The 22,514-nt window shown below is 71.6% G+C and carries 23 protein-coding genes; 12 read left to right on the top strand and 11 right to left on the bottom strand.

The genetic code is table 11. The annotated features are described in order from the left end of the window. Nucleotides 1-108: 108 nt before the first annotated feature. The 3 genes from OG440_RS13475 to OG440_RS13465 form a co-directional block, all read right to left on the bottom strand. Nucleotides 109-933, bottom strand: coding sequence for a purine-nucleoside phosphorylase (locus OG440_RS13475; protein WP_406007088.1), 825 nt, complete (start codon nt 931-933; stop codon nt 109-111). A gap of 99 nt (nt 934-1,032) precedes the next feature. Then, complete coding sequence (locus OG440_RS13470) at nt 1,033-1,170, bottom strand: hypothetical protein (protein ID WP_406007087.1); 138 nt, start codon at nt 1,168-1,170, stop codon at nt 1,033-1,035. A 107-nt stretch (nt 1,171-1,277) separates the two neighbouring features. Next, on the bottom strand, nt 1,278-1,724 hold the full coding sequence (locus OG440_RS13465; protein ID WP_081551962.1) for a gamma-glutamylcyclotransferase: 447 nt from the start codon (nt 1,722-1,724) through the stop codon (nt 1,278-1,280). A gap of 96 nt (nt 1,725-1,820) precedes the next feature. Between OG440_RS13465 and OG440_RS13460 the strand changes: the two genes are divergently transcribed. Further along, the gene (locus OG440_RS13460) at nt 1,821-3,269 is read left to right on the top strand and encodes an NAD(P)H-quinone dehydrogenase (RefSeq protein ID WP_406007086.1); all 1,449 of its coding nucleotides are present in this window, start codon (nt 1,821-1,823) and stop codon (nt 3,267-3,269) included. Nucleotides 3,270-3,457: 188 nt separating this feature from the next. Beyond that, nucleotides 3,458-4,423 (top strand): DeoR/GlpR family DNA-binding transcription regulator, encoded by a 966-nt coding sequence (locus OG440_RS13455; protein WP_406007085.1) that lies wholly within the window; start codon nt 3,458-3,460, stop codon nt 4,421-4,423. Between the two features lie 278 nt (nt 4,424-4,701). Here OG440_RS13455 and OG440_RS13450 read toward each other — a convergent pair whose 3' ends face one another. Then, the gene (locus tag OG440_RS13450) at nt 4,702-6,474 is read right to left on the bottom strand and encodes an acetyl/propionyl/methylcrotonyl-CoA carboxylase subunit alpha (protein ID WP_406007084.1); all 1,773 of its coding nucleotides are present in this window, start codon (nt 6,472-6,474) and stop codon (nt 4,702-4,704) included. A 373-nt stretch (nt 6,475-6,847) separates the two neighbouring features. Between OG440_RS13450 and OG440_RS13445 the strand changes: the two genes are divergently transcribed. Next, entirely contained in the window at nt 6,848-7,342 is a 495-nt protein-coding gene (locus OG440_RS13445; RefSeq protein WP_406007083.1) for a hypothetical protein, read from the top strand. On the opposite strand, the gene OG440_RS13440 is transcribed toward OG440_RS13445, so the two are convergent. The 4 genes from OG440_RS13440 to OG440_RS13425 form a co-directional block, all read right to left on the bottom strand. Continuing rightward, a complete protein-coding gene (locus OG440_RS13440) occupies nt 7,311-7,916 on the bottom strand; it encodes a Maf family protein (RefSeq protein ID WP_406007082.1) in 606 nt (201 codons plus the stop codon). The genes OG440_RS13445 and OG440_RS13440 overlap by 32 nt on opposite strands. A 25-nt stretch (nt 7,917-7,941) precedes the next feature. Then, nucleotides 7,942-8,070 carry a morphogenic membrane protein MmpB gene (gene mmpB / locus OG440_RS13435; protein WP_406007081.1) on the bottom strand — a complete coding sequence of 43 codons (129 nt, stop codon included), beginning with the start codon at nt 8,068-8,070 and terminating at the stop codon, nt 7,942-7,944. A gap of 125 nt (nt 8,071-8,195) precedes the next feature. Continuing rightward, nucleotides 8,196-8,405 (bottom strand): acyl-CoA carboxylase epsilon subunit, encoded by a 210-nt coding sequence (locus tag OG440_RS13430; protein WP_406007080.1) that lies wholly within the window; start codon nt 8,403-8,405, stop codon nt 8,196-8,198. Nucleotides 8,406-8,414: 9 nt separating this feature from the next. After that, nucleotides 8,415-10,028, bottom strand: a complete 1,614-nt coding sequence (locus tag OG440_RS13425) for an acyl-CoA carboxylase subunit beta (RefSeq protein ID WP_406007079.1) — start codon at nt 10,026-10,028, stop codon at nt 8,415-8,417. 110 nt (nt 10,029-10,138) lie between these two features. Between OG440_RS13425 and OG440_RS13420 the strand changes: the two genes are divergently transcribed. Together OG440_RS13420 and OG440_RS13415 are read left to right on the top strand one after the other, a co-directional pair. Beyond that, the gene (locus tag OG440_RS13420) at nt 10,139-11,005 is read left to right on the top strand and encodes a biotin--[acetyl-CoA-carboxylase] ligase (protein ID WP_406007078.1); all 867 of its coding nucleotides are present in this window, start codon (nt 10,139-10,141) and stop codon (nt 11,003-11,005) included. A gap of 114 nt (nt 11,006-11,119) precedes the next feature. After that, complete coding sequence (locus tag OG440_RS13415) at nt 11,120-12,271, top strand: adenylate/guanylate cyclase domain-containing protein (protein WP_406007077.1); 1,152 nt, start codon at nt 11,120-11,122, stop codon at nt 12,269-12,271. 63 nt (nt 12,272-12,334) lie between these two features. On the opposite strand, the gene OG440_RS13410 is transcribed toward OG440_RS13415, so the two are convergent. Beyond that, on the bottom strand, nt 12,335-13,042 hold the full coding sequence (locus tag OG440_RS13410) for a hypothetical protein (RefSeq protein ID WP_406007076.1): 708 nt from the start codon (nt 13,040-13,042) through the stop codon (nt 12,335-12,337). 245 nt (nt 13,043-13,287) lie between these two features. On the opposite strand from OG440_RS13410, the gene OG440_RS13405 reads away from it, so the two are divergent. From OG440_RS13405 to hutH, 3 genes are all read left to right on the top strand, one after another. Beyond that, nucleotides 13,288-14,091 (top strand): enoyl-CoA hydratase/isomerase family protein, encoded by an 804-nt coding sequence (locus tag OG440_RS13405; RefSeq protein ID WP_406007075.1) that lies wholly within the window; start codon nt 13,288-13,290, stop codon nt 14,089-14,091. A 101-nt stretch (nt 14,092-14,192) separates the two neighbouring features. Then, on the top strand, nt 14,193-15,335 hold the full coding sequence (locus tag OG440_RS13400; RefSeq protein WP_406007074.1) for a diguanylate cyclase domain-containing protein: 1,143 nt from the start codon (nt 14,193-14,195) through the stop codon (nt 15,333-15,335). Between the two features lie 84 nt (nt 15,336-15,419). Next, nucleotides 15,420-16,958, top strand: coding sequence for a histidine ammonia-lyase (gene hutH, locus OG440_RS13395; RefSeq protein ID WP_406011343.1), 1,539 nt, complete (start codon nt 15,420-15,422; stop codon nt 16,956-16,958). 55 nt (nt 16,959-17,013) lie between these two features. On the opposite strand, the gene OG440_RS13390 is transcribed toward hutH, so the two are convergent. Both OG440_RS13390 and OG440_RS13385 read right to left on the bottom strand, forming a co-directional pair. Next, nucleotides 17,014-17,793 carry a hypothetical protein gene (locus tag OG440_RS13390; RefSeq protein ID WP_406007073.1) on the bottom strand — a complete coding sequence of 260 codons (780 nt, stop codon included), beginning with the start codon at nt 17,791-17,793 and terminating at the stop codon, nt 17,014-17,016. A 42-nt stretch (nt 17,794-17,835) separates the two neighbouring features. Further along, nucleotides 17,836-18,219 carry an LPXTG cell wall anchor domain-containing protein gene (locus OG440_RS13385; protein WP_406007072.1) on the bottom strand — a complete coding sequence of 128 codons (384 nt, stop codon included), beginning with the start codon at nt 18,217-18,219 and terminating at the stop codon, nt 17,836-17,838. Between the two features lie 109 nt (nt 18,220-18,328). Between OG440_RS13385 and OG440_RS13380 the strand changes: the two genes are divergently transcribed. The 4 genes from OG440_RS13380 to OG440_RS13365 all read left to right on the top strand — a co-directional run bounded on the left by OG440_RS13380 (nt 18,329) and on the right by OG440_RS13365 (nt 22,513). Continuing rightward, complete coding sequence (locus OG440_RS13380; protein WP_406007071.1) at nt 18,329-18,685, top strand: hypothetical protein; 357 nt, start codon at nt 18,329-18,331, stop codon at nt 18,683-18,685. 201 nt (nt 18,686-18,886) lie between these two features. Beyond that, the gene (locus OG440_RS13375; RefSeq protein ID WP_406007070.1) at nt 18,887-20,149 is read left to right on the top strand and encodes an Ig-like domain-containing protein; all 1,263 of its coding nucleotides are present in this window, start codon (nt 18,887-18,889) and stop codon (nt 20,147-20,149) included. Between the two features lie 155 nt (nt 20,150-20,304). Beyond that, a complete protein-coding gene (locus tag OG440_RS13370) occupies nt 20,305-21,780 on the top strand; it encodes an ABC transporter permease (protein WP_406007069.1) in 1,476 nt (491 codons plus the stop codon). Between the two features lie 46 nt (nt 21,781-21,826). Next, complete coding sequence (locus OG440_RS13365) at nt 21,827-22,513, top strand: ABC transporter ATP-binding protein (protein WP_406007068.1); 687 nt, start codon at nt 21,827-21,829, stop codon at nt 22,511-22,513. Nucleotide 22,514 lies beyond the last annotated feature (1 nt).

The raw sequence follows: 22,514 nt of genomic DNA, 5'->3' as shown, positions 1-22,514 counted from the left end.
GCGCCGGCGGAGGTCACTCAGCCCGTCCGGCGTTGTGAGGACGAGGCCCCTTCAGGGCCGAGGCGGGGCTCCGGGGACGGTCGCCCCCGGTCGGCTGCGGAACCGCTTCTACAGCCTGCCCAGCACCTGTGCCAGCAGCGAGCCCATGCGCGTCGCGCTGTCGCGCCCCGCCTGGAGGACCTCTTCGTGGTTCAGCGGCTCGCCGGTCATGCCGGCGGCGAGGTTGGTGACCAGGGAGATGCCCAGCACCTCCGCACCCGCCTCACGGGCCGCGATGGCCTCCAGCACGGTCGACATGCCCACCAGGTCCGCGCCGATGGTCCGGGCCATCCGGATCTCGGCCGGCGTCTCGTAGTGCGGGCCGGGGAACTGGGCGTAGACGCCCTCCTCCAGCGTCGCGTCGATCTCCTTGCACAGGGTGCGCAGCCGCGGGGAGTACAGGTCCGTCAGGTCCACGAAGTTCGCGCCGACGATGGGGGACGTCGCCGTGAGGTTGAGGTGGTCGCTGATCAGCACCGGCTGCCCGGGGCGCATGCCCTCGCGCAGGCCGCCGCAGCCGTTCGTCAGCACGATCGTCTTGCAGCCGGCCGCCACCGCGGTACGGACGCCGTGGGCGACGGCGGCGACGCCGCGCCCCTCGTAGTAGTGGGTGCGGCCCAGGAAGACCAGCGCCCGCTTCTCGCCCATCTGGTACGAGCGGATCTTGCCGCCGTGTCCCTCGACCGCGGGCGGCGGGAATCCGGGCAGCTCGGTGACCTGGAACTCGGCGTCGGGAGCGCCCAGGGCGTCCACGGCCGGTGCCCAGCCGGAGCCCATCACGAGGGCGACGTCGTGGGTCTCGGCGCCGGTCAGTTCGCGCAGGCGCGCGGCGGCGGCGTCGGCGGCGGCGTGCGGGTCGCCCTGGATGTCGTCCGGGAGAAGAGATGCGTTCACGGGCCTGAGGGTAGCCGGTTCCGGCCTACGCGCGTAGATGACAGAGCCCACGGGATGGCGATCGTTGTCTTGTCGTTTCCAACGAGAGGGCCGGAGTGATCACTCGCCCGTGACGAAGATGTCCTTGTCGTCGAAGACCTCGACGACGAAGATCAGCAGCCTGCCGACGCTGACCGTGTACTCGATGAGGATGTTCCGGGTCAGCCGGATCGTCCGGTCGTCCCCGGTGGAGCTCATGGGCCGGGACAGGTCGCCGTGTAGAAGACGGTGTACGCATTCCTGCCGCTCATCGCGCCATCCCGTTCGTGTGCTGGGATGCCCACCGAGTCCGGAGTCGACGGCGCTCAGCACGGGCGCTTGCGCAGCTCCATCACGTAATCGTGTGGGGCTCCCGCCGATTCCGCCGCGTCGGCGATCTCGCCCAGGTAGCGGGCCGCGGGCAGGCCGCCCTCGTAGCCGTTCAGCACGAACATCCAGGCGGACTCCTCGCCCTCCATCGTCTGCACCCGCACCCGGGCCCGCCGGTAGATGCCGAGCCCCACGCCCTCCCAGCGGTCCAGGGAGTCCTCGTCCATGGGGGCGACGTCGTACAGCGCGACGAAGACCTGCGCGCCGGGATCCGCGGGATCCTCGACGACCGTCGCCAGCGCGCCCTCCCAGCCGAGCTGCTCACCGCCGAACGTCAGCCGCCACCCGTTCAGCCAGCCGGTGGCGCGCAGTGGCGAGTGGGGAGCGCGGCGGGTCATCAGCCGCGCGTCGAGGTTGCCGGCGTACGCGGCGTAGAGCGACATGCAAGGAGAGTACGGCAGCCCGCGCACGCGTCACTCTCGTAACGGTGGCGCCTCCCGCGGCCCCCGGGGCAGTACCACCCGCCCCCGTGCGGGACAATGGAGTACGTGACTCGGATCGTGATCATCGGTGGCGGACCCGGCGGCTATGAGGCGGCGCTGGTGGCCGCGCAGCTCGGCGCGGAGGTGACCGTCGTCGACTGCGACGGTCTGGGCGGAGCGTCGGTACTCACCGACTGCGTGCCGTCGAAGACCCTGATCGCGACGGCAGAGGTGATGACCACCTTCGACTCCTCGTACGAGGAGCTGGGGATCATCGTCGCCGACGACACCCCGCCGCTGGAGCAGGCCGCCCGGGTCGTCGGCGTGGACCTCGGCAAGGTCAACCGGCGGGTGAAGCGCCTCGCGCTCGCCCAGTCGCACGACATCACCGCCTCCGTCACCCGGGCCGGCGCGCGCGTGCTGCGCGGGCGCGGCCGGCTGGCGGGCATGCAGGCCCTCGACGGGTCGCGCAAGGTCGTGGTCAGCGCCGCCGACGGCACCGAGGAGACCCTCACCGCCGACGCCGTCCTGCTCGCCACCGGCGCCCACCCGCGCGAGCTGCCGGACGCCCAGCCCGACGGCGAGCGCATCCTCAACTGGACCCAGGTCTACGACCTCGGCGAGCTCCCCGAGGAGCTCATCGTGGTCGGCTCGGGTGTGACCGGCGCGGAGTTCGCCGGCGCCTATCAGGCCCTCGGCTCCAAGGTCACCCTCGTGTCCTCGCGCGACCGCGTGCTGCCCGGCGAGGACCCGGACGCCGCCGCCGTCCTCGAGGACGTCTTCCGGCGCCGTGGCATGAACGTCATGGCCCGCTCGCGCGCCGAGTCCGCCAAGCGGGTCGGCGACCGGGTCGAGGTCACCTTGTCCGACGGCCGGGTCATCACCGGCTCGCACTGCCTGATGGCGGTCGGCGCCATCCCCAACAGCGAGGGGATGGGCCTGGAGGAGGCGGGCGTCAAGGTCCGCGAGTCGGGTCACATCTGGACCGACAAGGTCTCCCGGACCACCGCCCCCGGCGTGTACGCGGCCGGCGACGTGACCGGGATCTTCGCGCTGGCCTCCGTCGCCGCCATGCAGGGCCGGATCGCCATGTACCACTTCCTCGGCGACGCGGTGGCCCCGCTCAACCTGAAGACCGTCTCCTCGAACGTCTTCACCGACCCCGAGATCGCCACCGTCGGCTACAGCCAGGCCGACGTGGACGGCGGCAAGATCGACGCCAGGGTCGTCAAGCTGCCGCTGCTGCGCAATCCGCGCGCCAAGATGCAGGGCATCCGCGACGGCTTCGTCAAGATCTTCTGCCGGCCCGGCACCGGGATCGTCGTCGGCGGTGTGGTCGTGGCGCCGCGCGCCTCGGAACTCATCCATCCGATCTCGATCGCCGTCGACAACAATCTGACGGTCGAACAGATCGCGAACGCGTTCACCGTGTATCCGTCGCTTTCCGGGTCGATCGCCGAAGTGGCGCGACAGCTGCACACCCGCAAGACGACGGGCGAGGTCTGACGGCCGGTTTCGACTCCCCGCCGGTCACGGGGAGTTGACGGCGCGTCGTCGCCGGGTTGCCGGGCATGCGCGAGGCATAGGCGCCGGAACTGGGCCCTATACCACTCCCCGTCCCCCTGTGCGAACAACTTCTACTATTCGGCGCAAAGAGCTGAAAGCAGACGGTCGTCCGCGTTACTGTCAGTTTCGTGTTCGCTGCAGAACGTCGTCAATTGATCCTCGAAATGGTGCGAGCGAACGGGGCCGTGTCGCTCCGTGAACTCGCCCGCGTCGTCCAGACCTCCGAAGTGACCGTACGGCGGGACGTGCGCGCACTGGAGGCAGAAGGACTCCTCGACCGCCGACACGGCGGTGCGGTATTGCCGGGTGGGTTCACGCGAGAATCCGGCTTTCCGCAGAAATCCCATCTCGCGACCGCCGAAAAGACCGCCATCGCGGACCTCGCCGCCAACTTCGTCGAAGAGGGCGAGGCCATCGTGGTCGGGGCGGGCACCACCACCCAGGAGCTGGCCCGCCGGCTCGCCCGGGTGCCCGGCCTGACCGTCGTCACCAACTCCCTGCTCGTCGCCCAGGCGTTGGCCCATGCCAACCGGGTCGAGGTCGTGATGACCGGCGGCACCCTGCGCGGCTCCAACTACGCCCTCGTGGGGAGCGGCGCCGAGCAGTCCCTCCAGGGACTCAGGGTGTCGCGGGCCTTCATCTCCGGGAGTGGACTGACCGCGGAGCGCGGGCTGTCCACGTCCAACATGCTGTCGGCGTCCGTGGACCGGGCGCTGGTGCAGGCGGCCGCGGAGGTGGTCGTCCTCGCCGACCACACCAAGCTCGGCACGGACACCATGTTCCAGACCGTGCCGACGGACGTCATCACCCGGCTGGTGACGGACGAGCCGCCCGCGCACGACGACCGTGCGGCCACCGAGCTCCAGGCTCTGGCGGACCAGGGGGTGCAGATCGCCGTCGCGGGGGCGACGGGGGGTCAGGGGGGTGATGCGGTCCCTGCGCGCCATCAGCAACAGCGTCGGGACGTGCCGTTGCCGGCTCCTCGGCGGGGGCAGGTGCCGGGTGCTGCCGCGGGGTTGCGGGCGGCCTCGATGCTGGGTGAGCAGTCTCCGGGCGCGGAGCGGGCGAGGGTTGCCGACCTGCGTCGTCGGTGACCCCGGCGGCCCGCCGGGCGTGGGCCGCTGTGCGTAGGCCCGCCGTGCGTACGCCGCCGTGCGTGGGCCCGCCGGGCGTGGTGCCCTCCCTGGGGGCTCCGCCCCCAGACCCCCGTTCGGCCCTGAACGGGCCTCGTCCTCGAACGCCGGACGGGCTGAATGGCGCCTGCCGGGCTGAATGGTGCCGGACGGCTGCGTGATGCCGTCGGACGGGCTGGGAAATGAAGCGAGGCGCCCGGGGAGCGGGCGCCTCGTTCCGTGGACCGGGATGGTCCGGGTCAGTCCTTGATCTCGCAGATCGCCGCGCCCGAGGTGATGGACGCGCCGACCTCCGCGGCCAGGCCCTTGATGGTGCCGGAGCGGTGCGCGTTCAGCGGCTGCTCCATTTTCATCGCTTCGAGGACGACGATCAGGTCGCCTTCCTTGACGTCCTGGCCCTCCTCGACGGCCACCTTCACGATGGTGCCCTGCATCGGGGAGGCGAGGGTGTCGCCGGAGGCCATGGGGCCGGACTTCTTGGCCGCGCGGCGCTTGGGCTTGGCACCCGCCGCCAGGCCCGTGCGGGCCAGGCTCATGCCGAGCGAGACCGGGAGGGAGACCTCCAGGCGCTTGCCGCCGACCTCGACGACGATCGTCTCGCGGTCCGTGTCGTCCTCGGCCTCGGTGTCGGCCGACGCCGAGAACGCGGGGATCTCGTTGACGAACTCGGTCTCGATCCAGCGGGTGTGGACCGTGAACGGGTCCTGGCTGCCGGTGAGCTCGGGCGCGAACGCCGGGTCCCTGACCACCGCGCGGTGGAACGGGATCGCCGTGGCCATGCCCTCGACCTGGAACTCCTCCAGGGCGCGGGCCGCCCGCTGGAGCGCCTGCTCACGGGTGGCGCCGGTGACGATCAGCTTGGCGAGGAGCGAGTCCCACGCCGGGCCGATCACACTGCCGGACTCGACACCCGCGTCCAGCCGCACGCCCGGACCGGACGGCGCGGCGAACGTGGTGACCGTGCCGGGGGCCGGCAGGAAGCCCCGGCCCGGGTCCTCGCCGTTGATACGGAACTCGAACGAGTGACCCCGCAGCTCCGGGTCGCCGTAGCCGAGCTCCTCGCCGTCGGCGATCCGGAACATCTCGCGCACCAGGTCGATGCCCGAGACCTCCTCGGTCACCGGGTGCTCGACCTGAAGACGGGTGTTGACCTCCAGGAAGGAGATCGTGCCGTCGACGCCGACGAGGAACTCGACGGTGCCCGCGCCGACGTAGCCGGCCTCCTTGAGGATGGCCTTCGAGGACGAGTACAGCTCGGCGACCTGGGCCTCGGAGAGGAACGGTGCCGGGGCCTCCTCGACCAGCTTCTGGTGGCGGCGCTGGAGCGAGCAGTCACGGGTCGAGACGACGACCACGTTGCCGTGGCTGTCGGCCAGGCACTGCGTCTCCACGTGCCGCGGCTTGTCCAGGTACCGCTCGACGAAGCACTCGCCCCGGCCGAACGCGGCGACCGCCTCACGGACGGCCGAGTCGTACAGCTCGGGGACCTCCTCCAGCGTCCGGGCCACCTTCAGGCCGCGGCCGCCGCCGCCGAAGGCGGCCTTGATGGCGATCGGCAGCCCGTGCTCCTCGGCGAAGGCGACGACCTCGTCGGCGCCGGAGACCGGGTCGGGCGTACCGGCGACCAGGGGCGCGCCGGCCCGCTGGGCGATGTGCCGGGCGGCGACCTTGTCGCCGAGGTCACGGATGGCCTGCGGGGGCGGGCCGATCCAGATCAGGCCCGCGTCCAGGACCGCCTGCGCGAACTCGGCGTTCTCCGAGAGGAAGCCGTAGCCGGGATGAACGGCGTCGGCACCGGACTCCCGGGCCGCGTTCAGCACCTTCTCGATATCGAGATAGCTGGTCGCAGGAGAGTCACCGCCCAGGGCGAACGCCTCATCCGCTGCGCGGACATGCAGAGCGTCCCGGTCCGGGTCGGCGTACACGGCCACGCTCGCGATACCGGCATCCCGGCACGCCCGGGCCACGCGGACTGCGATTTCGCCACGGTTGGCGATGAGCACCTTGCGCACGATTGAGGCTCCCTCCTTGAAACAAGCCGAGTTTAGGGACTGCCGACACGACTCATCGACCCGTCCCCAAAGGTGAGCTTGCCCACACGGAGCGTGATGCCAGGCTCACTCGACCGTGAAATCCCTTGTAGTACCGCCGTACGCAGCACTCCTCCGGCAAACCCTAGCCCTCTGATGTGGCCAAGGTCTCTGTGAGCACGTGCTGCGGCACACTCCGTTTCTTTGTGGAGTCCCTACGAATGGCCCAACGATTCTTTGCCGCGCGCAGAACCCTTGTCCCAGGGTTTACCCGTTAGTAGCGTTCGGGGTGTCTCGAACGTACTTCAGGTAACAGCACCCTTGCTCGGGCCGGGGTCGAAAGTGGGTGGGACCGGTGGTGCGCAGACCGGTGGCGTGGATCGTGGCGGTCGTGCTGTTCGCGGAGGCGCTCGGCGTCGCCGCGCTGAACTGGTTCATGGGCGTCGTGGTGGACCGGCAGGACATGTCGCTGGCCGGCATGGACCCGGACGTCATGGCGACGTCCTCGAAGGTCGGCGGGATCCTCTTCGGCCTCTACTTCGGCCTGTGCGCCGTGGTGGCCCTGCTGGTGGCGCTGCGCGACCGCGCGCCCGCCGGGGTCGGCCGGGTGCTGCTGATCAGCGCCGCGGTCGTACACGGCCTGCTGGGCGCCTTCGCGTGGGGTCTGCTGGGCTGGACGCAGTTCCTGTTCATGGTGATCGTCCTGGCCCTGATCGTGCTGCTCCTGATGACGTACGACGCCCAGGAGCGGCCCGTGGCCCGGCAGCCCGAGGACGCCAAGGGCGACGGTGGCGGGCCGCCGGTCGCGCCGGCCCCGGTCACGCCTCCGACGGCGCCCACAACTCCGTGATCCCGACGCCCAGTTGCGCCAGCAGCCGGCGCACGAGGGGCAGGCTGATGCCGATGACGTTGCCGTGGTCGCCGTCGATGCCGTCGATGAACGGGGCCGAGCGGCCGTCGAGGGTGAACGCCCCGGCGACGTAGAGGGGTTCGCCGGAGGCGACGTACGTCGCGATCTCCTCGTCGGTCGGCTCGCCGAAGCGGACGACCGTGGAGGCGGTCGCGGAGGTGTAGCGGCCGCTGACGGTGTCGTAGACGCAGTGGCCGGTCTGGAGCGTCCCGGCCCGGCCGCGCATCGCCTTCCAGCGCGCGGTGGCCTCCGCGGCGTCCGCGGGCTTGCCCAGCGCCTCGCCGTCCAGGTCGAGCACCGAGTCGCAGCCGATCACCAGGGCGCCCTTGACCTCGGGCTTCGCGGCCACGACGGAGGCCTTGGCCTCGGCGAGCGCGAGCGCCAGATCGGCCGGGGTGGGGGCGGTGACGGCGTCCTCGTCGACCCCGCTCACGATGACCTCGGGGGCGAGACCCGCCTGCCGCAGCAGGTTCAGCCGGGCGGGGGACTGGGAGGCGAGGACGAGTCGGCGCATGCGCTCAGCCTAGCGGCGTGGCGCGTCACCTGAGCCCCAGCATGATCATCGCTATCACCATGGCCAGGGCGAGGATGAGGCCGAGTCTCCGCAGGGTCTCCTGCATCTCGCGGAGTTCCTCGGGCGGCTCGTTCTCGGGATCGGACCACAGCATTCCACCAGCGTGCGGCCGGCCGTGTTGACGGCGCCTGAGTACCCGTACTCAAGTTGCGGGCCCGCGGCAGTTCACCCGGTCTCCGGGTGGTTGTCGGCCGCGGGCCCGCCGGGAGCGTGTCGCGCCTAGGCCGGCCAGTAGGTGCGGGTCCAGGACGCCTGGCCGGGCTGCGGGACCCGGTGGGCGGCGATGCGGGACGGGTCGGACCACGCGTCCCTCGGGGGCTCCGCGCCGGACGGCTCGGCCGTCGCCGCCGCGGCGCGGGCCCGGACCACCGCCAGGGCGGCGGCGAGCTCCTCGGGGGTCGGGTTGCCCCGTACGACCTTGATCGTCACAGCGGCTCCTTAGAGGGGGATGTTGCCGTGCTTCTTCGGGGGGAGGGATGCCCGCTTGGTGCGCAGCTGACGCAGGCCGCGCACGATGTGCCGGCGGGTGTCGGACGGCATGATCACCGAGTCGACGTAGCCGCGCTCGGCCGCGACATAGGGGTTGAGGAGGGTGTCCTCGTACTCCTGGATCAGCCGGGCGCGCACCGCCTCCGGGTCCTCGCCGCTCGCCGCCGCCTCGGCGATCGTGCGGCGGTGCAGGATGTTGACCGCGCCCTGGGCGCCCATCACGGCGATCTGGGCGGTCGGCCAGGCCAGGTTGATGTCCGCGCCCAGGTGCTTGGAGCCCATGACGTCGTAGGCGCCGCCGAAGGCCTTGCGGGTGATCACCGTGATGAGCGGGACCGTCGCCTCCGCGTACGCGTAGATCAGCTTGGCGCCGCGGCGGATGATGCCGTCGTGCTCCTGGCCGACACCCGGCAGAAAGCCGGGCACGTCCACGAACGTGAGCACCGGGATGTTGAAGGCGTCGCAGGTGCGGACGAAGCGGGCCGCCTTCTCCGAGGCGGTGATGTCCAGACAGCCCGCGAACTGCATCGGCTGGTTGGCGACGATGCCGACCGGGCGACCCTCGACCCGGCCGTAGCCGGTGAGGATGTTCGGCGCGAACAGCGCCTGCGTCTCGAAGAACTCCGCGTCGTCCAGCACGTGTTCGATGACCGTGTGCATGTCGTACGGCTGGTTGGCGCTGTCCGGGACGATGGAGTCCAGCTCCAGGTCCTCGTCGGTGACGGACAGGTCCGCCTCCTCCGGGAACACCGGGGCCTCGGAGAGGTTGTTGGACGGCAGGTACGACAGCAGCTGCTTGACGTACTCGATGGCGTCCTTCTCGTCGCCCGCCATGTGGTGCGCCACGCCCGACACCGCGTTGTGGGTGCGCGCGCCGCCCAGTTCCTCGAAGCCGACGTCCTCGCCGGTGACCGTCTTGATGACGTCCGGACCGGTGATGAACATGTGCGAGGTCTGGTCCACCATCACCGTGAAGTCGGTGATCGCGGGCGAGTACACCGCGCCGCCCGCGCACGGGCCGACGACCAGGCTGATCTGCGGGATCACACCGGACGCGTGCGTGTTGCGGCGGAAGATCTCGCCGTACGCGCCCAGCGAGGCGACACCCTCCTGGATCCGGGCGCCGCCGGAGTCGTTGATGCCGATGACCGGGCAGCCGGTCTTCAGCGCGAAGTCCATGACCTTGACGATCTTCTGGCCGTAGACCTCGCCGAGGGCGCCGCCGAAGACCGTGAAGTCCTGGGAGAAGACGGCGACCGGACGGCCGTCGACCGTGCCGTAACCGGTGACGACGCCGTCTCCGTACGGGCGGTTGTGCTCCAGGCCGAAGTTGGTGGAGCGGTGCCGGGCGAACTCGTCCAACTCGACGAAGGAGCCCTCGTCGAGGAGCAGCTCGATCCGCTCACGCGCCGTCAGTTTGCCCTTCGCGTGCTGCTTCTCGACGGCACGCTCCGAACCGGCGTGCGTCGCTTCCTGGATGCGGCGCTGGAGATCCGCGAGCTTGCCCGCGGTCGTGTGGATGTCGATCCCTGGGATCTCGTGGCGCTCTTCCGGCTCGGACATCGGGATGTGGCTCCCTGCCTGCTCAAAAGGGGGGACGGTTACTCATCCGTAGCGTAGTGCTGGCCCTGGGGATCGGCAGTGCGGCATTCAACACACCTAGGGTGGCTTGCATGACACCGCGAGATGCAGCAGACGACGGCGGCAGCCGCTGGTCCGATCTGGACCGTCCGCCCCTCAACGCCCCGGCGCTGCGCCGGGCGCTGGTACGCGAGGGCGGGCTGTGGTCGCGGGTGGACGTGGTGCAGAGCACCGGCTCCACCAACTCCGACCTGGTCGCCGCGGCGAGCGCGGGCGAGGCGGGCGAGGGCGCGGTCCTCGTCGCCGAGGAGCAGACCTCGGGGCGCGGCCGGCTGGACCGCCGCTGGACGGCGCCCCCGCGGTCCGGGCTGTTCTTCTCCGTGCTGCTCACCCCGAGCGAGGTGCCGGTGGCCCGCTGGGGCTGGCTGCCGCTGCTCACCGGGGTCGCCGTGGCGACGGGACTGTCCAGGGCGGCGGGCGTCGACACGGCACTCAAGTGGCCCAACGACCTCCTGGTGACCGTGGACGGAGAGGAACGCAAGGCGGGCGGCATCCTCGCGGAGCGGGCCGGCCAGGACGCGGTGGTCGTCGGTGTCGGCCTCAACGTCACCCTGCGCGCGGACGAACTCCCGGTGCCGCTGGCCGGGTCGCTCGCCCTGGCCGGGGCGCTGAGCACGGACCGGGACACTCTGCTGCGGGGCGTGCTGCGCTCGCTGGAGGAGTGGTACGGGCGCTGGCGGGAGGCCGGCGGCGACCCGGCGGCGAGCGGTCTCCAGGAGACGTACGCGGCCGGGTGCGCGACGCTGGGACGAACGGTACGGGCCGAGCTGCCGGGGGACCGGTCGATCGTCGGCGAGGCGGTCGCGGTCGACGGGGACGGACGGCTCGTGATCGCCACGAAGGAAGGGGTACAGGAGCCGGTGGGCGCGGGAGACATCGTGCATCTGAGGCCGGCGTGACCGAGCGCCGGGTGACGTGACCGCGCCGGACCGGACGGAGTGAGCTGGCGCACACCTGCCGTAGAGTTGAGGCCGGTCGATACCTGACCGCGGAAGATCGGAAGGGCAGCAGGCGTGACCGTCGACGACACGGGCTCCGGCGCGGGCGCGGACGGCCGGGGAAACCTGCCGGCCGCCGAACCCGGTGAGCCGGGCGACCCCGGTGAGGACCCGCATCCTCTCGCCCTGCGCCTCGAACAGCTCATCCTCGGCGCCGAGCGGCGCTACACCCCGTTCCAGGCCGCCCGCAGCGCCGGTGTCTCCATGGAGCTGGCGTCGCGTTTCTGGCGGGCCATGGGCTTCGCCGACATCGGGCAGGCCAAGGCGCTGACCGAGGCCGACGTCCTGGCGCTGCGGCGCCTGGCCGGTCTGGTGGAGGCGGGGCTGCTGAGCGAGGCGATGGCCGTACAGGTGGCGCGGTCCACCGGGCAGACCACCGCCCGTCTGGCGGAATGGCAGATCGACTCCTTCCTGGAGGGGCTGACCGAGCCGCCCGAGCCGGGGATGACCCGCACCGAGGTCACGTATCCCATCGTCGAGCTGCTGCTGCCCGAACTGGAGGAGTTCCTCGTCTACGTCTGGCGCCGGCAGCTCGCCGCGTCGGCGGGCCGGGTCGTCCAGGCCGCCGACGACGAGGAGATGGTCGACCGGCGGCTGGCCGTCGCCTTCGCGGACCTCGTCGGCTTCACCCGGCTGACCCGGCGGATGGAGGAGGAGGAACTCGGCGAGCTCGTCGAGGCCTTCGAGACGACCGCCGCCGACCTGGTCGCCGCCCGCGGCGGACGGCTGATCAAGACGCTGGGCGACGAGGTCCTCTACGCGGCCGACGACGCGGGTATCGCCGCCGACATCGCGCTGCTGCTCGTCGAGACGATGAGCAACGACGAGACGATGCCCGAACTGCGGGTCGGCATGGCCTTCGGCACGGTCACCACCCGGATGGGCGATGTCTTCGGCACGACGGTCAACCTGGCCTCGCGGCTGACGTCGATAGCTCCACGGGACGCCGTCCTCGTCGACAGCGCCTTCGCCGAGGAACTGATCCGCACCGGCGACGCCCCGGCCTCGGAGGCCGAGGCCGCGGAGGAGGCGGCCGCCGCCGAGAAGGAGGGCGAGGAGCCGCCGAAGTACCGCTTCGCGCTCCAGCCGATGTGGCAGCGCCCCGTGCGCGGCCTCGGCGTGGTCGAGCCCTGGCTGCTGACCCGACGCGCCGACACCGACGGCTGAGACCCGGCGCCCGGACCGGAGCGCGGACGCGGGGTCGTGCGCGCCCTCTCCCGGCCTGGTGACCTACGGCCTCGGCGCGACGGCGCCCAGCGGGTCCACGCACAGGCCGATGACGGGAACGCAGACACCCGGCGGGCGGGTGTCGTCGGGCTGCCGCGGCTGGGGCGTGGGCGTGGGCGTGGGTGCGGCCGTGGGCGGGTCGGGGGCCGGGGTACGCGGGGGCGCGGTGGGCCGCGGGGCGGCGGTCGTCTCCGGCGCCGGGGCCCGGGGCGCGGGCGCGGCCGGGGTGTAGGTGGCGCCGGGGGTGAGGGAGACGGACGTCGGTGCGCCGGGGACGCCCGGGATCAGGCCGGGCTCGGGTGCCGGGGCGCCGCTCGCGCCGCCCATCGCGCTGGGCGCGGTCGGCGAGGGCACGACGGGTGTGGCGGGGCCGGCCGAGCGGCCCGCGTCGGGCTCGGTGCCGGAGGCGGTGTCGGCGCCGGGGTCGAGGTCGGTCTCCGTGGTGCCCGCGACGGGCTCGGGCCGGGGTTCGGCATCCGCGGTGCCGAGACCGGTGGCGCCGCCCGGGTCCGGGGTCAGCCGGACGAGGCTCAGCACCCCGGCGGCCAGCGCGAGTCCGCCGACGGCGAAAAGCACCTTGCGGGGCCGGGGACGGCGGTGCCTGCCCCGGGCGCGCGGGGCCCACGCCCCGGCGCTCTCCGCGGTCGCCGTCCCGTCCTGCGGAACCGTCTCGTAATGCCCGGTCCACGTGCTCACCGGCGTGCTCGTCATCGCGTTCCCTCACCCTGCGCTCGCGCCCCCGATGCGCCGGGGCGGACGCACGTTATGCGCTCCTGTGGGGGATGCGGGGGGAGTTGGGCGTCATGTCACCCGAACGGGTAAGCGGGGCCCGGATTTCGGGGAGCGTGGGAAGCCGGTCCGCTCTTTCGTCTCCCGGCCCCGGCTGCGATGATCGGACGAGCGTTGTTAACCCGCGTTAACCGGAGGGTGTCGTGAGCGGTGTCGGGAGCGGTGGCATGAGCGAGGAGCGGTTCGGGGAGTTCGTCCTGGTGCGGCGGCACGGGGACGGCGGGCACGTCGCCGAGCTGGTCCTCGACCGGCCGAAGGCCATGAACGCCGTCTCCACCGACATGGCCCGGTCGATCGCCGGGGCGTGCGCGGCGCTGGGCGGTGACCGGGACGTGCGGGTCGTGGTGCTGACCTCGACGCACGAGCGGGCGTTCTGCGTCGGCGCCGACCTGAAGGAGCGGAACTCCTTCAGCGACGCCGAACTGCTGCGGCAGCGGCCGCTCACCCGGGCCGCGTACACCGGGGTGCTGGAACTGCCGGTGCCGTCGGTCGCGGCGGTGCACGGCTTCGCGCTGGGCGGCGGCTTCGAACTGGCACTGGCGTGCGACGTGATCGTCGCCGACGGTACGGCCGTCGTCGGGCTCCCGGAGGTGTCGGTGGGCGTGATCCCCGGCGGCGGCGGGACCCAGCTGCTGCCGCGCCGGGTGGGGGCGGCCCGGGCGGCCGAGCTGGTGTTCACGGCGCGCCGGGTGCCGGCGGCCGAGGCGCGGGACCTGGGTCTGGTGGACGTCCTGGTGGAGGAGGGGCGGGACCGGGAGGAGGCGCTGGCGCTGGCCGCGCGGATCGGCGGCAACTCGCCGGTGGGGCTGCGGGCGGCCAAGCGGGCGCTGCGGCTGGGGCAGGGGCTGGACCTGCGGGCCGGGCTCGAGGTCGAGGACGCCGCCTGGCGCTCGGTGGCCTTCTCCGGGGACCGGGCGGAAGGCGTGGCGGCCTTCAACGAGAAGCGCGAGCCGCGGTGGCCGGGCGAGTGAGCCGGGAGTGGCGGCGGGCGACACGCGACCCGAGGTGCGCTCATCACTCTCAGTGCCCCTTCGGTGTCCCCTTTCTGGCTGATTGTCCCTAGCCTGGGGAGATGGGTGACGACAGACGCCTGGTGGCCGTGGTGGCGCTCGCGCAGGGAATGGCGGCCGCGCACACCCCTCGCGAGTCGTGGCGGGCGGCCGCGCTCGGGGCCTGCCGGGCGCTCTCCGGAGGCTTCGCCGCGCTCTCGGTGTGGGAGCGGGACCTCGGGCGGCTGCGCGTCCTGGTGAACGTGGGGGACCGGGCCGCCGACGAGGACGAGTTCCCGGACGACGAGGCCTACCCGGTCCACCGGTTCCCCGAGATCACCGAGTTCCTGCACGAGCGCTGGGTCTCCGGCGGCGAGCCCGACGCCTGGGTGGAGACGGCCCGGGGCCCCGCGGCCGGGCGCCCCGGCTACTGCCATCAGCGGGTCGCCGCCCTGCGCCGCCGGGGCCGGGGCTCCTGTGTGGTCGCGCCGATCGTGCTGCACGGCCGGGCCTGGGGCGAGCTGTACGTCGCCCGTGCCGTGGGGACCCCCGTCTTCGACCGGGCCGACGCCGACTTCGCGACCGTCCTCGCCGCCGTCGTCGCCGCCGGGCTCGCCCAGACCGAGCGGCTGGAGGAGGCCCGCAGGCTCGCCTTCACCGACGCCCTCACCGGGCTGGCCAACCGCCGTTCCGTCGACGTACGGCTGGAGGAGGCGGTCGAGCGGCACCGGGCGGAGGGGATCGTCGTCAGCCTGGTGGTGTGCGACCTCAACGGGCTGAAGCGGGTCAACGACACCCTCGGGCATGCCGTCGGCGACCGGCTGCTGGAGCGGTTCGGGTCGGTGCTGTCGCTGTGCGGGGCCATGCTGCCGGGCGCGCTGGCCGCCCGGCTGGGCGGCGACGAGTTCTGTCTGCTGGCCGTGGCGTCGCCCGCCGACGATGTCGTGAAGGTCGCGGGCGAGCTCTGCCGGCGGGCCGGTGAGCTGGAGCTCGGCGAGGGGGTGGCCTGCGGGGTCGCCTCCACCGAGGACCCCATCGGGCCGGTGACCTCCGCCCGCCGGCTGTTCCGGCTGGCCGACGCCGCCCAGTACCGGGCGAAGGCCGTACGGGCCGCCCGGCCGGTGGTCGCCGGGCGCGAGGGTCCCGACGATCCCGTCGTACGCCTGGCGGACGAGCCGTCCCAGGAGCGGCCCGGCGAGCGGCGGCGGTTCAGGGGGCGGCGCTGAGGGTGTGACCTATTCGGTAAGGGGTGAACCCGGTACCCACTGGTGACATCCCGGTCTTCACTGCGTACGCTCCTGAATATGGATATGCACACTGTGGTGGTGGGGACGTCCGGCGTGACCGCGTCCGACGTGGTCGCCGTGGCGCGCGGCGGCGCCCGGATCGAGATCTCCGCGGAGGCGGTGGCGGCCCTCGCCGCGGCCCGCGAGATCGTGGACGCGCTGGCGGCCAAGCCCGAGCCCGTCTACGGCGTCTCCACCGGTTTCGGCGCCCTCGCCACCCGGCACATCAGCCCGGAGCTGCGCGCCCGGCTCCAGCGCAACATCGTCCGCTCGCACGCCGCCGGCATGGGCCCGCGGGTCGAGCGCGAGGTCGTCCGGGCGCTGATGTTCCTCCGGCTGAAGACCGTCTGCTCCGGGCACACCGGCGTCCGGCCCGAGGTCGCGCAGACCATGGCCGACATCCTCAACGCCGGCATCACCCCGGTCGTGCACGAGTACGGCTCCCTCGGCTGCTCCGGCGACCTGGCACCGCTCTCCCACTGCGCCCTCACCCTCATGGGGGAAGGCGACGCCGAGGGCCCCGACGGCGCCGTACGGCCCGCGGGCGAGCTGCTCGCCGAGCACGGCATCGCCCCCGTCGAGCTGCGCGAGAAGGAGGGCCTGGCGCTCCTCAACGGCACCGACGGCATGCTCGGCATGCTGGTCATGGCCCTCGCCGACCTCGACATGCTCTACAAGTCCGCCGACGTCACGGCCGCGCTCAGCCTGGAGGCGCTGCTCGGCACCGACAAGGTGCTCGCCCCCGAGCTGCACGCCATCCGCCCGCACCCCGGGCAGGGCGCCTCGGCCGCCAACATGCTGGCCGTGCTGGCGGGTTCGGAGCTCACCGGCCACCACCAGGACGACGCGCCCCGGGTCCAGGACGCCTACTCGGTGCGCTGCGCCCCGCAGGTCGCCGGCGCCGGGCGCGACACCATGGCGCACGCCCGGCTCGTCGCGGAACGGGAGCTGGCCTCGGCCGTCGACAACCCCGTCGTCCTGCGGGACGGCCGCGTCGAGTCCAACGGCAACTTCCACGGCGCGCCGGTCGCCTACGTCCTGGACTTCCTCGCCATCGCCGTCGCCGACCTCGCCTCCATCGCCGAGCGGCGCACCGACCGGCTGCTGGACAAGAACCGTAGCCACGGCCTCCCGCCGTTCCTCGCGGACGACGCCGGTGTCGACTCCGGGCTGATGATCGCCCAGTACACGCAGGCCGCGCTGGTCAGCGAGCTGAAGCGGCTGGCCGTACCGGCGTCCGCCGACTCGATCCCGTCCTCCGCGATGCAGGAGGACCATGTGTCGATGGGCTGGTCCGCGGCCCGCAAGCTGCGCACCGCCGTCGACAACCTCACGCGCGTGATCGCCGTCGAGCTGTACGCCGCCACGCGCGGGGTGGAGCTGCGCGAGGGACTCACCCCGGCGCCGGCGACCCGGGCGGTCATCGAGGCCGTACGCAAGGCGGGTGTGCAGGGTCCCGGCCCGGACCGGTTCCTCGCGCCCGACCTCGCGGCGGCCGACGCCTTCGTGCGCGAGGGACGGCTCGTCACCGCGGTGGAGACGGTCACCGGACCGCTGCGGTAGAACGTGACGGGGCCCCGCGGCACGAAAGTGACGGCGGGGCCCCGGTCCTGTGTGTCTACTTGAGCTTCGCGACCTGCGCGTCGACCACGGCCGCCGGGACGGCGCCCATGTCGCCGCCCTTCGACATCGCGGCGAAGTTGACGGTGTAGAACGTGGCGACGGTGTTGCCCTTGCGCACCACCTCGGTGTGGAAGGTGGCGGTGCCCGCGCCGTCCATGTCGACGTCCGCCGAGAACGCCACCGCCTCGTCGCCCTTCGCGGCGCCCTTCTCCGCGACGACCTTGGTGACCTTGGTGCTCTCGCCCTCGGCCGTCAGGCCGTACCCGCCGGCACAGGCCGTCACGCCGTCGGAGACGGCCTTCATGGTCTTCTCGGCGCCGTCGCCCTCGTACGAGGAGAGGCCCACGAACGTCATGTCGATGTCGAAGGCGTCCTCGATGTCCGTCGGCTGCGCGGTGGCGGCCGAGGCCTTGTCCTCCGAGACGGTGTTGCTGGCGTTCGCGTCCGTGTCGCCGGGGGCGAGGGCGGCCGTGGCCCAGGCGAGCGGGTCGCACGCCGGCTTGTCGGTCTTCACCCCGGTCTTGGAGGCCGGGAGGGTGTCGTCGCCCGACGCGGACTTGTAGCCCTCGAGTTCGCCCTGCGCGAGGAGCAGCTTCTCCAACTCGGCGGTGGTGAGCGCCTTCGCGGCCGGAGCCGACGAGGAGGAGGCGGCGGACGAGGAGGCGGACGCCTTGGAGTCCGTCGACCCGTCGTCCGAACACGCGGTGAGGAGGGAGAGTGACAGCGCGCCTATCGCGGCGGTGGCGCACAGCCGTGCCCCCGGTGATCTCTTCATGAGCGAACTATGAAGAGCCTGTCAAAGGGGAGTCAAGTTAAATCAAAAACCCAGGCGTTCCCGGCGAACGGAATACACCACGAAGCCCGCGCCCAGCGCGAGAAGGGTGGTTCCGCCGACGACGTAGGGGGTCGTGTCGAAGCTGCCGGTGTCGGCGAGCCGGGTGCCGTCGTCGGCCGTGAGGTCGGCGGTGTCGGAGACCGTCTCGGCCGTCGTCCTGGCCGTCGTCCCGGTCGTGTCCTCGGCGGCGGTGCCGGCGCTGCTGTCGGTCGTGGTCGTCGACACGGCCCGTGCCTGGGTCGTGATGTGCGTCGTCGTTCTGGCCGGGTTGTCCTGGGACGCGTTCGCGGACGGGACGAACCACAGGGCACCCAGCAGGGTCCCCGCGGCGGTGGCGGTCAGCAACGGACGTCGAGCTGATGACACGGAATATCGATCCCCTTGTGGCGCTGGCGAATTGGCCGTGTGGTCCGATGCTAATGAAAGTCGCGGGTCGCGGGAAAGTTGCGGGAGCTGTGAGCCGTACGCTCCGGCCATGAGTACTGAAGAGACATCACGTTTTGTGCGGGTTCGTGTCGAGATTCTCCTCGAGGTGCACGACGAGGACGCCGTCACGACGGCGGCGCTGCGGCGTATCGCGGACGACGCGGAGCTCCCGGACGCCGAGCGCACGCACGCCGAGGGCGCTGTGACGGAAGACACCGCGGAGGCCCTCGCCTATCTCGTCGACCCGTTCGACCTGGTGGGTGAGGTGCCCGGGGTGGAGCTCCAGCAGGCTTCGTGGTCCAGCGAACGCGTCGACTACGACCCGGATTCGCCGGAGTGGGACCTCGACGAGGATGATGTCGACGAGGATGACGAGGCGGACGGCGAAGTGGGCCGCATCGGCTGAGCGTTCCGGGAAACTCGTGAACCCCGGACGGCAACCGCCGACCGGGGTTTCGTCGTCTCAGCAGGCGCACGAACCGACACCCGCACCCTCCGCGCCACGAACGTGGCGTGGCCCACACCTTCGGGAGTGTGGAACGGGGGGAACCGGTCGTAGCGTTGATGTTCTTGACGGGGACTCTCTGGGTTCTGGTAATCGGCAACGATGGAGAAGCGTGTGATGACGGACAGTAGGCGGCGCCGAGGTCTGATGACCGCGTCCGCACTGCTCGGCGGTGTTCTGGTGCTCTCTGCGTGTTCCGGCGGCGACAGCGGCGCCTCCGACGGCGGAGGCAGCTCCTCGCAGGCCAAGGCCGACGAGGCGGCGGCGAAGAAGTCCTCCGAGGCCCAGATCAAGATCACGCCCGCGGACGGTTCGAACAACGCCTCCATCAACAACTCCGCGGCCGTCACGGTGAGCAAGGGCACGCTCACCACGGTGACGATGACCACCTCCGACGGCACGGCCGTCGAGGGCACGCTCTCCGCCGACAAGACCAGCTGGAAGCCGAACGCGCAGCTCGAGCGCTCCACCACCTACAAGGTGGCGGCCGAGGCGAAGGACTCGGGCGGCCTCGTGGCGCACGAGAACGCCTCCTTCACCACGGTCTCGCCGGACAACAGCTTCATAGGCAACTTCACGCCGGACGACGGTTCGACCGTCGGCGTGGGGATGCCCGTGTCGATCAACTTCAACAAGGAGATCACCAACAAGGCGGCCGTCCAGAAGGGCGTCACGGTCACCTCCTCCAGCGGTCAGGAGGTCGTCTGCCACTGGTTCTCCACCCAGCGCATGGACTGCCGCCCCGAGGACTACTGGAAGGAGAACTCCACCGTCACGCTGAAGCTCGCGCTCGACGGCGTGGAGGGCGCCGACGGTGTCATCGGGGTCCAGCAGAAGACGGTCACCTTCAAGGTCGGCCGCAACCAGGTCTCGTACGTCGACGCGAAGACCAAGCAGATGAAGATCACGCACAACGGCGCGGTCATCAAGACCATCCCGATCTCGGCCGGCTCGCCCGACAACAAGACGTACGAGGGCCAGATGGTGATGTCGGAGATGTTCAAGGAGACGCGCATGAACGGCGCGACCGTGGGCTTCACCGACGACGACGGCAAGGGCGAGTACGACATCAAGGACGTGCCGCACGCCATCCGCCTCACCAACTCCGGCACCTTCGTGCACGGCAACTACTGGGGCGCGAAGTCCGTCTTCGGCTCGGTGAACACGAGCCACGGCTGCGTGGGTCTGTCCGACACCAAGGGCGCCAACGACACCGGCACGGCGGGCTACTGGTTCTTCACCCACTCCATGGTGGGCGACGTCGTGGTGGTCCAGAACACCGGCGACAAGACCGTGGCCCCGGACAACGGCCTCAACGGCTGGAACATGGACTGGGCGCAGTGGAAGGCGGGTTCGGCCGTCTGAGGTAGTTCCCGACGGTCGGTCCGACAGTCCCCACACAGCTTTCCGGTGCCGCCCCCAGGGGCGGCACCGGTGTTTCCGGGGTGGATCACAGCCTTCTCATCGTTCTCTTATTTCGGCCTTATCCAGTCATCACGCGCGGTACCTACCGTGCGGCCATGTTCTTCACCTACCTGAGGCGCGAACTGCGCCGCCGTAGAAAAGCGGCCCTCGTCGTCGCCTCCGGGCTCGCGCTGGGTATCGCGCTCGTCATCGTGGTCACCTCCGTGTCTTCCGGCATGGGGAAGGCCCAGGACAAGGTCCTCCAGTCCCTCTACGGACTGGGTACGGACATGACGGTCACCAAGGCCGCCTCGCCCACCGCGAGCGCCTCGGACCGGCCGCGTTTCCAGTTCGACGCGCAGGACGACGACTCCGACGCCGAGCAGAGCACCGACCGCGTCATGGTGCAGGGCTTCCAGACCCTGTCGACGGCGACCGTCGCCAAGGTCGGCAAGCAGGGCGGCGTCTCCGACGCGGTCGGCGGACTGAGCCTCCAGGTCCTCAAGGTCAACGGCCAGTTCACCCGCGGCCAGTTCCAGCAGAACGGCGGCGGCAACGGCGGCCAGCAGGGCGGCGGCGCGGGCGGCAACGGCGGCGGCAACGGTCAGCCGCAGGGTGAAGTGCAGGGCGGCGGCGCCAACTTCGACGTCAACAGCTACTCCGTCTACGGCACCGACGTCACCGAGCCCGAACTCGGCCCGCTGACCTCCTCGACGATCACCAGCGGCCGCACCTTCAAGACCACGGAGAACAACGGCAAGGTCGCCGTCCTCGACTCGGCGTACGCCAAGGAGAAGTCGCTCAAGGTCGGCTCCACGCTGACCATCAGCAAGGTCAAGTTCACCGTGATCGGCATCGCCACGGCCGACAGCGGTGACGCGGCCGCCAACGTCTACCTTCCGCTGACCCAGGCCCAGACCCTCAGCGACTCGAAGGACAAGGTCACCACGATCTACGTCAAGGCGACCGACTCGCAGAAGATCGACAGCGTCAAGTCGACCATCCAGAAGAACGTCTCGGGCACGACGGTGACGACCTCCGCCGACCTCGCGGACACGGTCTCCGGCTCCCTGTCCACGGCCTCCTCGCTCGCCACCAACGTCGGCAAGTGGCTGTCCATCGCGGTCCTGATCGCCGCCTTCCTGGTCGCCGGACTGCTCACCTCCTCGGCGGTCTCCCGCCGCGTCCGTGAGTTCGGCACGCTGAAGGCGCTGGGCTGGAAGTCCGGCCGGGTGACCCGGCAGGTCGTCGGCGAGGCCATGGTCAACGGTCTGCTGGGCGGTGCCCTGGGCATCGCGATCGGCCTGGCCGGCGCGTACGTGGTGACCGCGATCAGCCCCACGCTCCAGGCCCAGTTGGGCGGCGGCGGTGGCGGCGGCCAGGGCGGACCCGGCGGCGGTGGCGGCGGCTTCGGCGGCGGTCGCCAGGCGGCGGCCAAGACCCTCGACGTGGCACTGACGGCGCCGGTGAGCGTCACGACGGTGGCCGTCGCGGTGGGACTCGCCGTGGCCGGCGGTCTGATCGCCGGGGCGTTCGGCGGCTGGCGCGCCTCGCGGCTGCGCCCGGCCGACGCGCTACGCCGCGTCGAATAGCCGAACCGCCCCGACCCCCGAACGCACACCAGGAGTTGTTGTCCCCATGTACGAACTCAGAGGCGTCACCAAGCGCTACACCCGGGGCAAGGAGACGGTCCACGCCCTCGCCGGCGTCGACCTGACCATCCCGGACGGCGACCGGCTCGTCATCCAGGGCCCCACCGGCGGCGGCAAGTCCACGCTGCTCCAGATGATCGGCGCGCTCGACCGGCCGTCCGAGGGCGAGATCGTCCTGGACGGCGTCGACCTCGCCAAGCTCTCCGAGGCCAGGCTGACGAAGGTGCGCAGCGAGAACATCGGCTTCGTCTTCCAGTCCTTCAACCTCATCCCGACGCTCAACGCGCAGGAGAACGTCGAGACGGCGCTCGTCCCGCTCGGCGTGAAGGTCAAGGAGCGGCGCGAGCGGGCCGCCGAGGCGCTGCGGTCCGTGGGCCTCGGAGAGCGCCTCGGACACCTGCCGTCCGAGATGTCCGGCGGCCAGCAGCAGCGCGTGGCGATCGCCCGCGCGCTGGTGAAGCAGCCGAAGGTGCTGCTCGCCGACGAGCCCACCGGCAACCTCGACGAGAGCATGCGCGACGAGATCATGGACGTGCTCCACACCATGTGGAAGGAGCACGGGCTGACCTTCATCATGGTCACCCACGACTCCTCGATCGCGAAGAAGGCCCCGCGCGTGGCGACGATCCGCAAGGGCAGGATCACGGTGAAGGAGAACGCGGCGTCCGCCTGAC

Source organism: Streptomyces sp. NBC_00637 (assembly GCF_045161545.1).
In the GTDB taxonomy this organism is placed as follows: Bacteria; Actinomycetota; Actinomycetes; order Streptomycetales; family Streptomycetaceae; genus Streptomyces.
The sequence above is the reverse complement of the archived record's forward strand: the minus strand, read 5'-3'. Positions and strand labels throughout refer to the sequence as shown.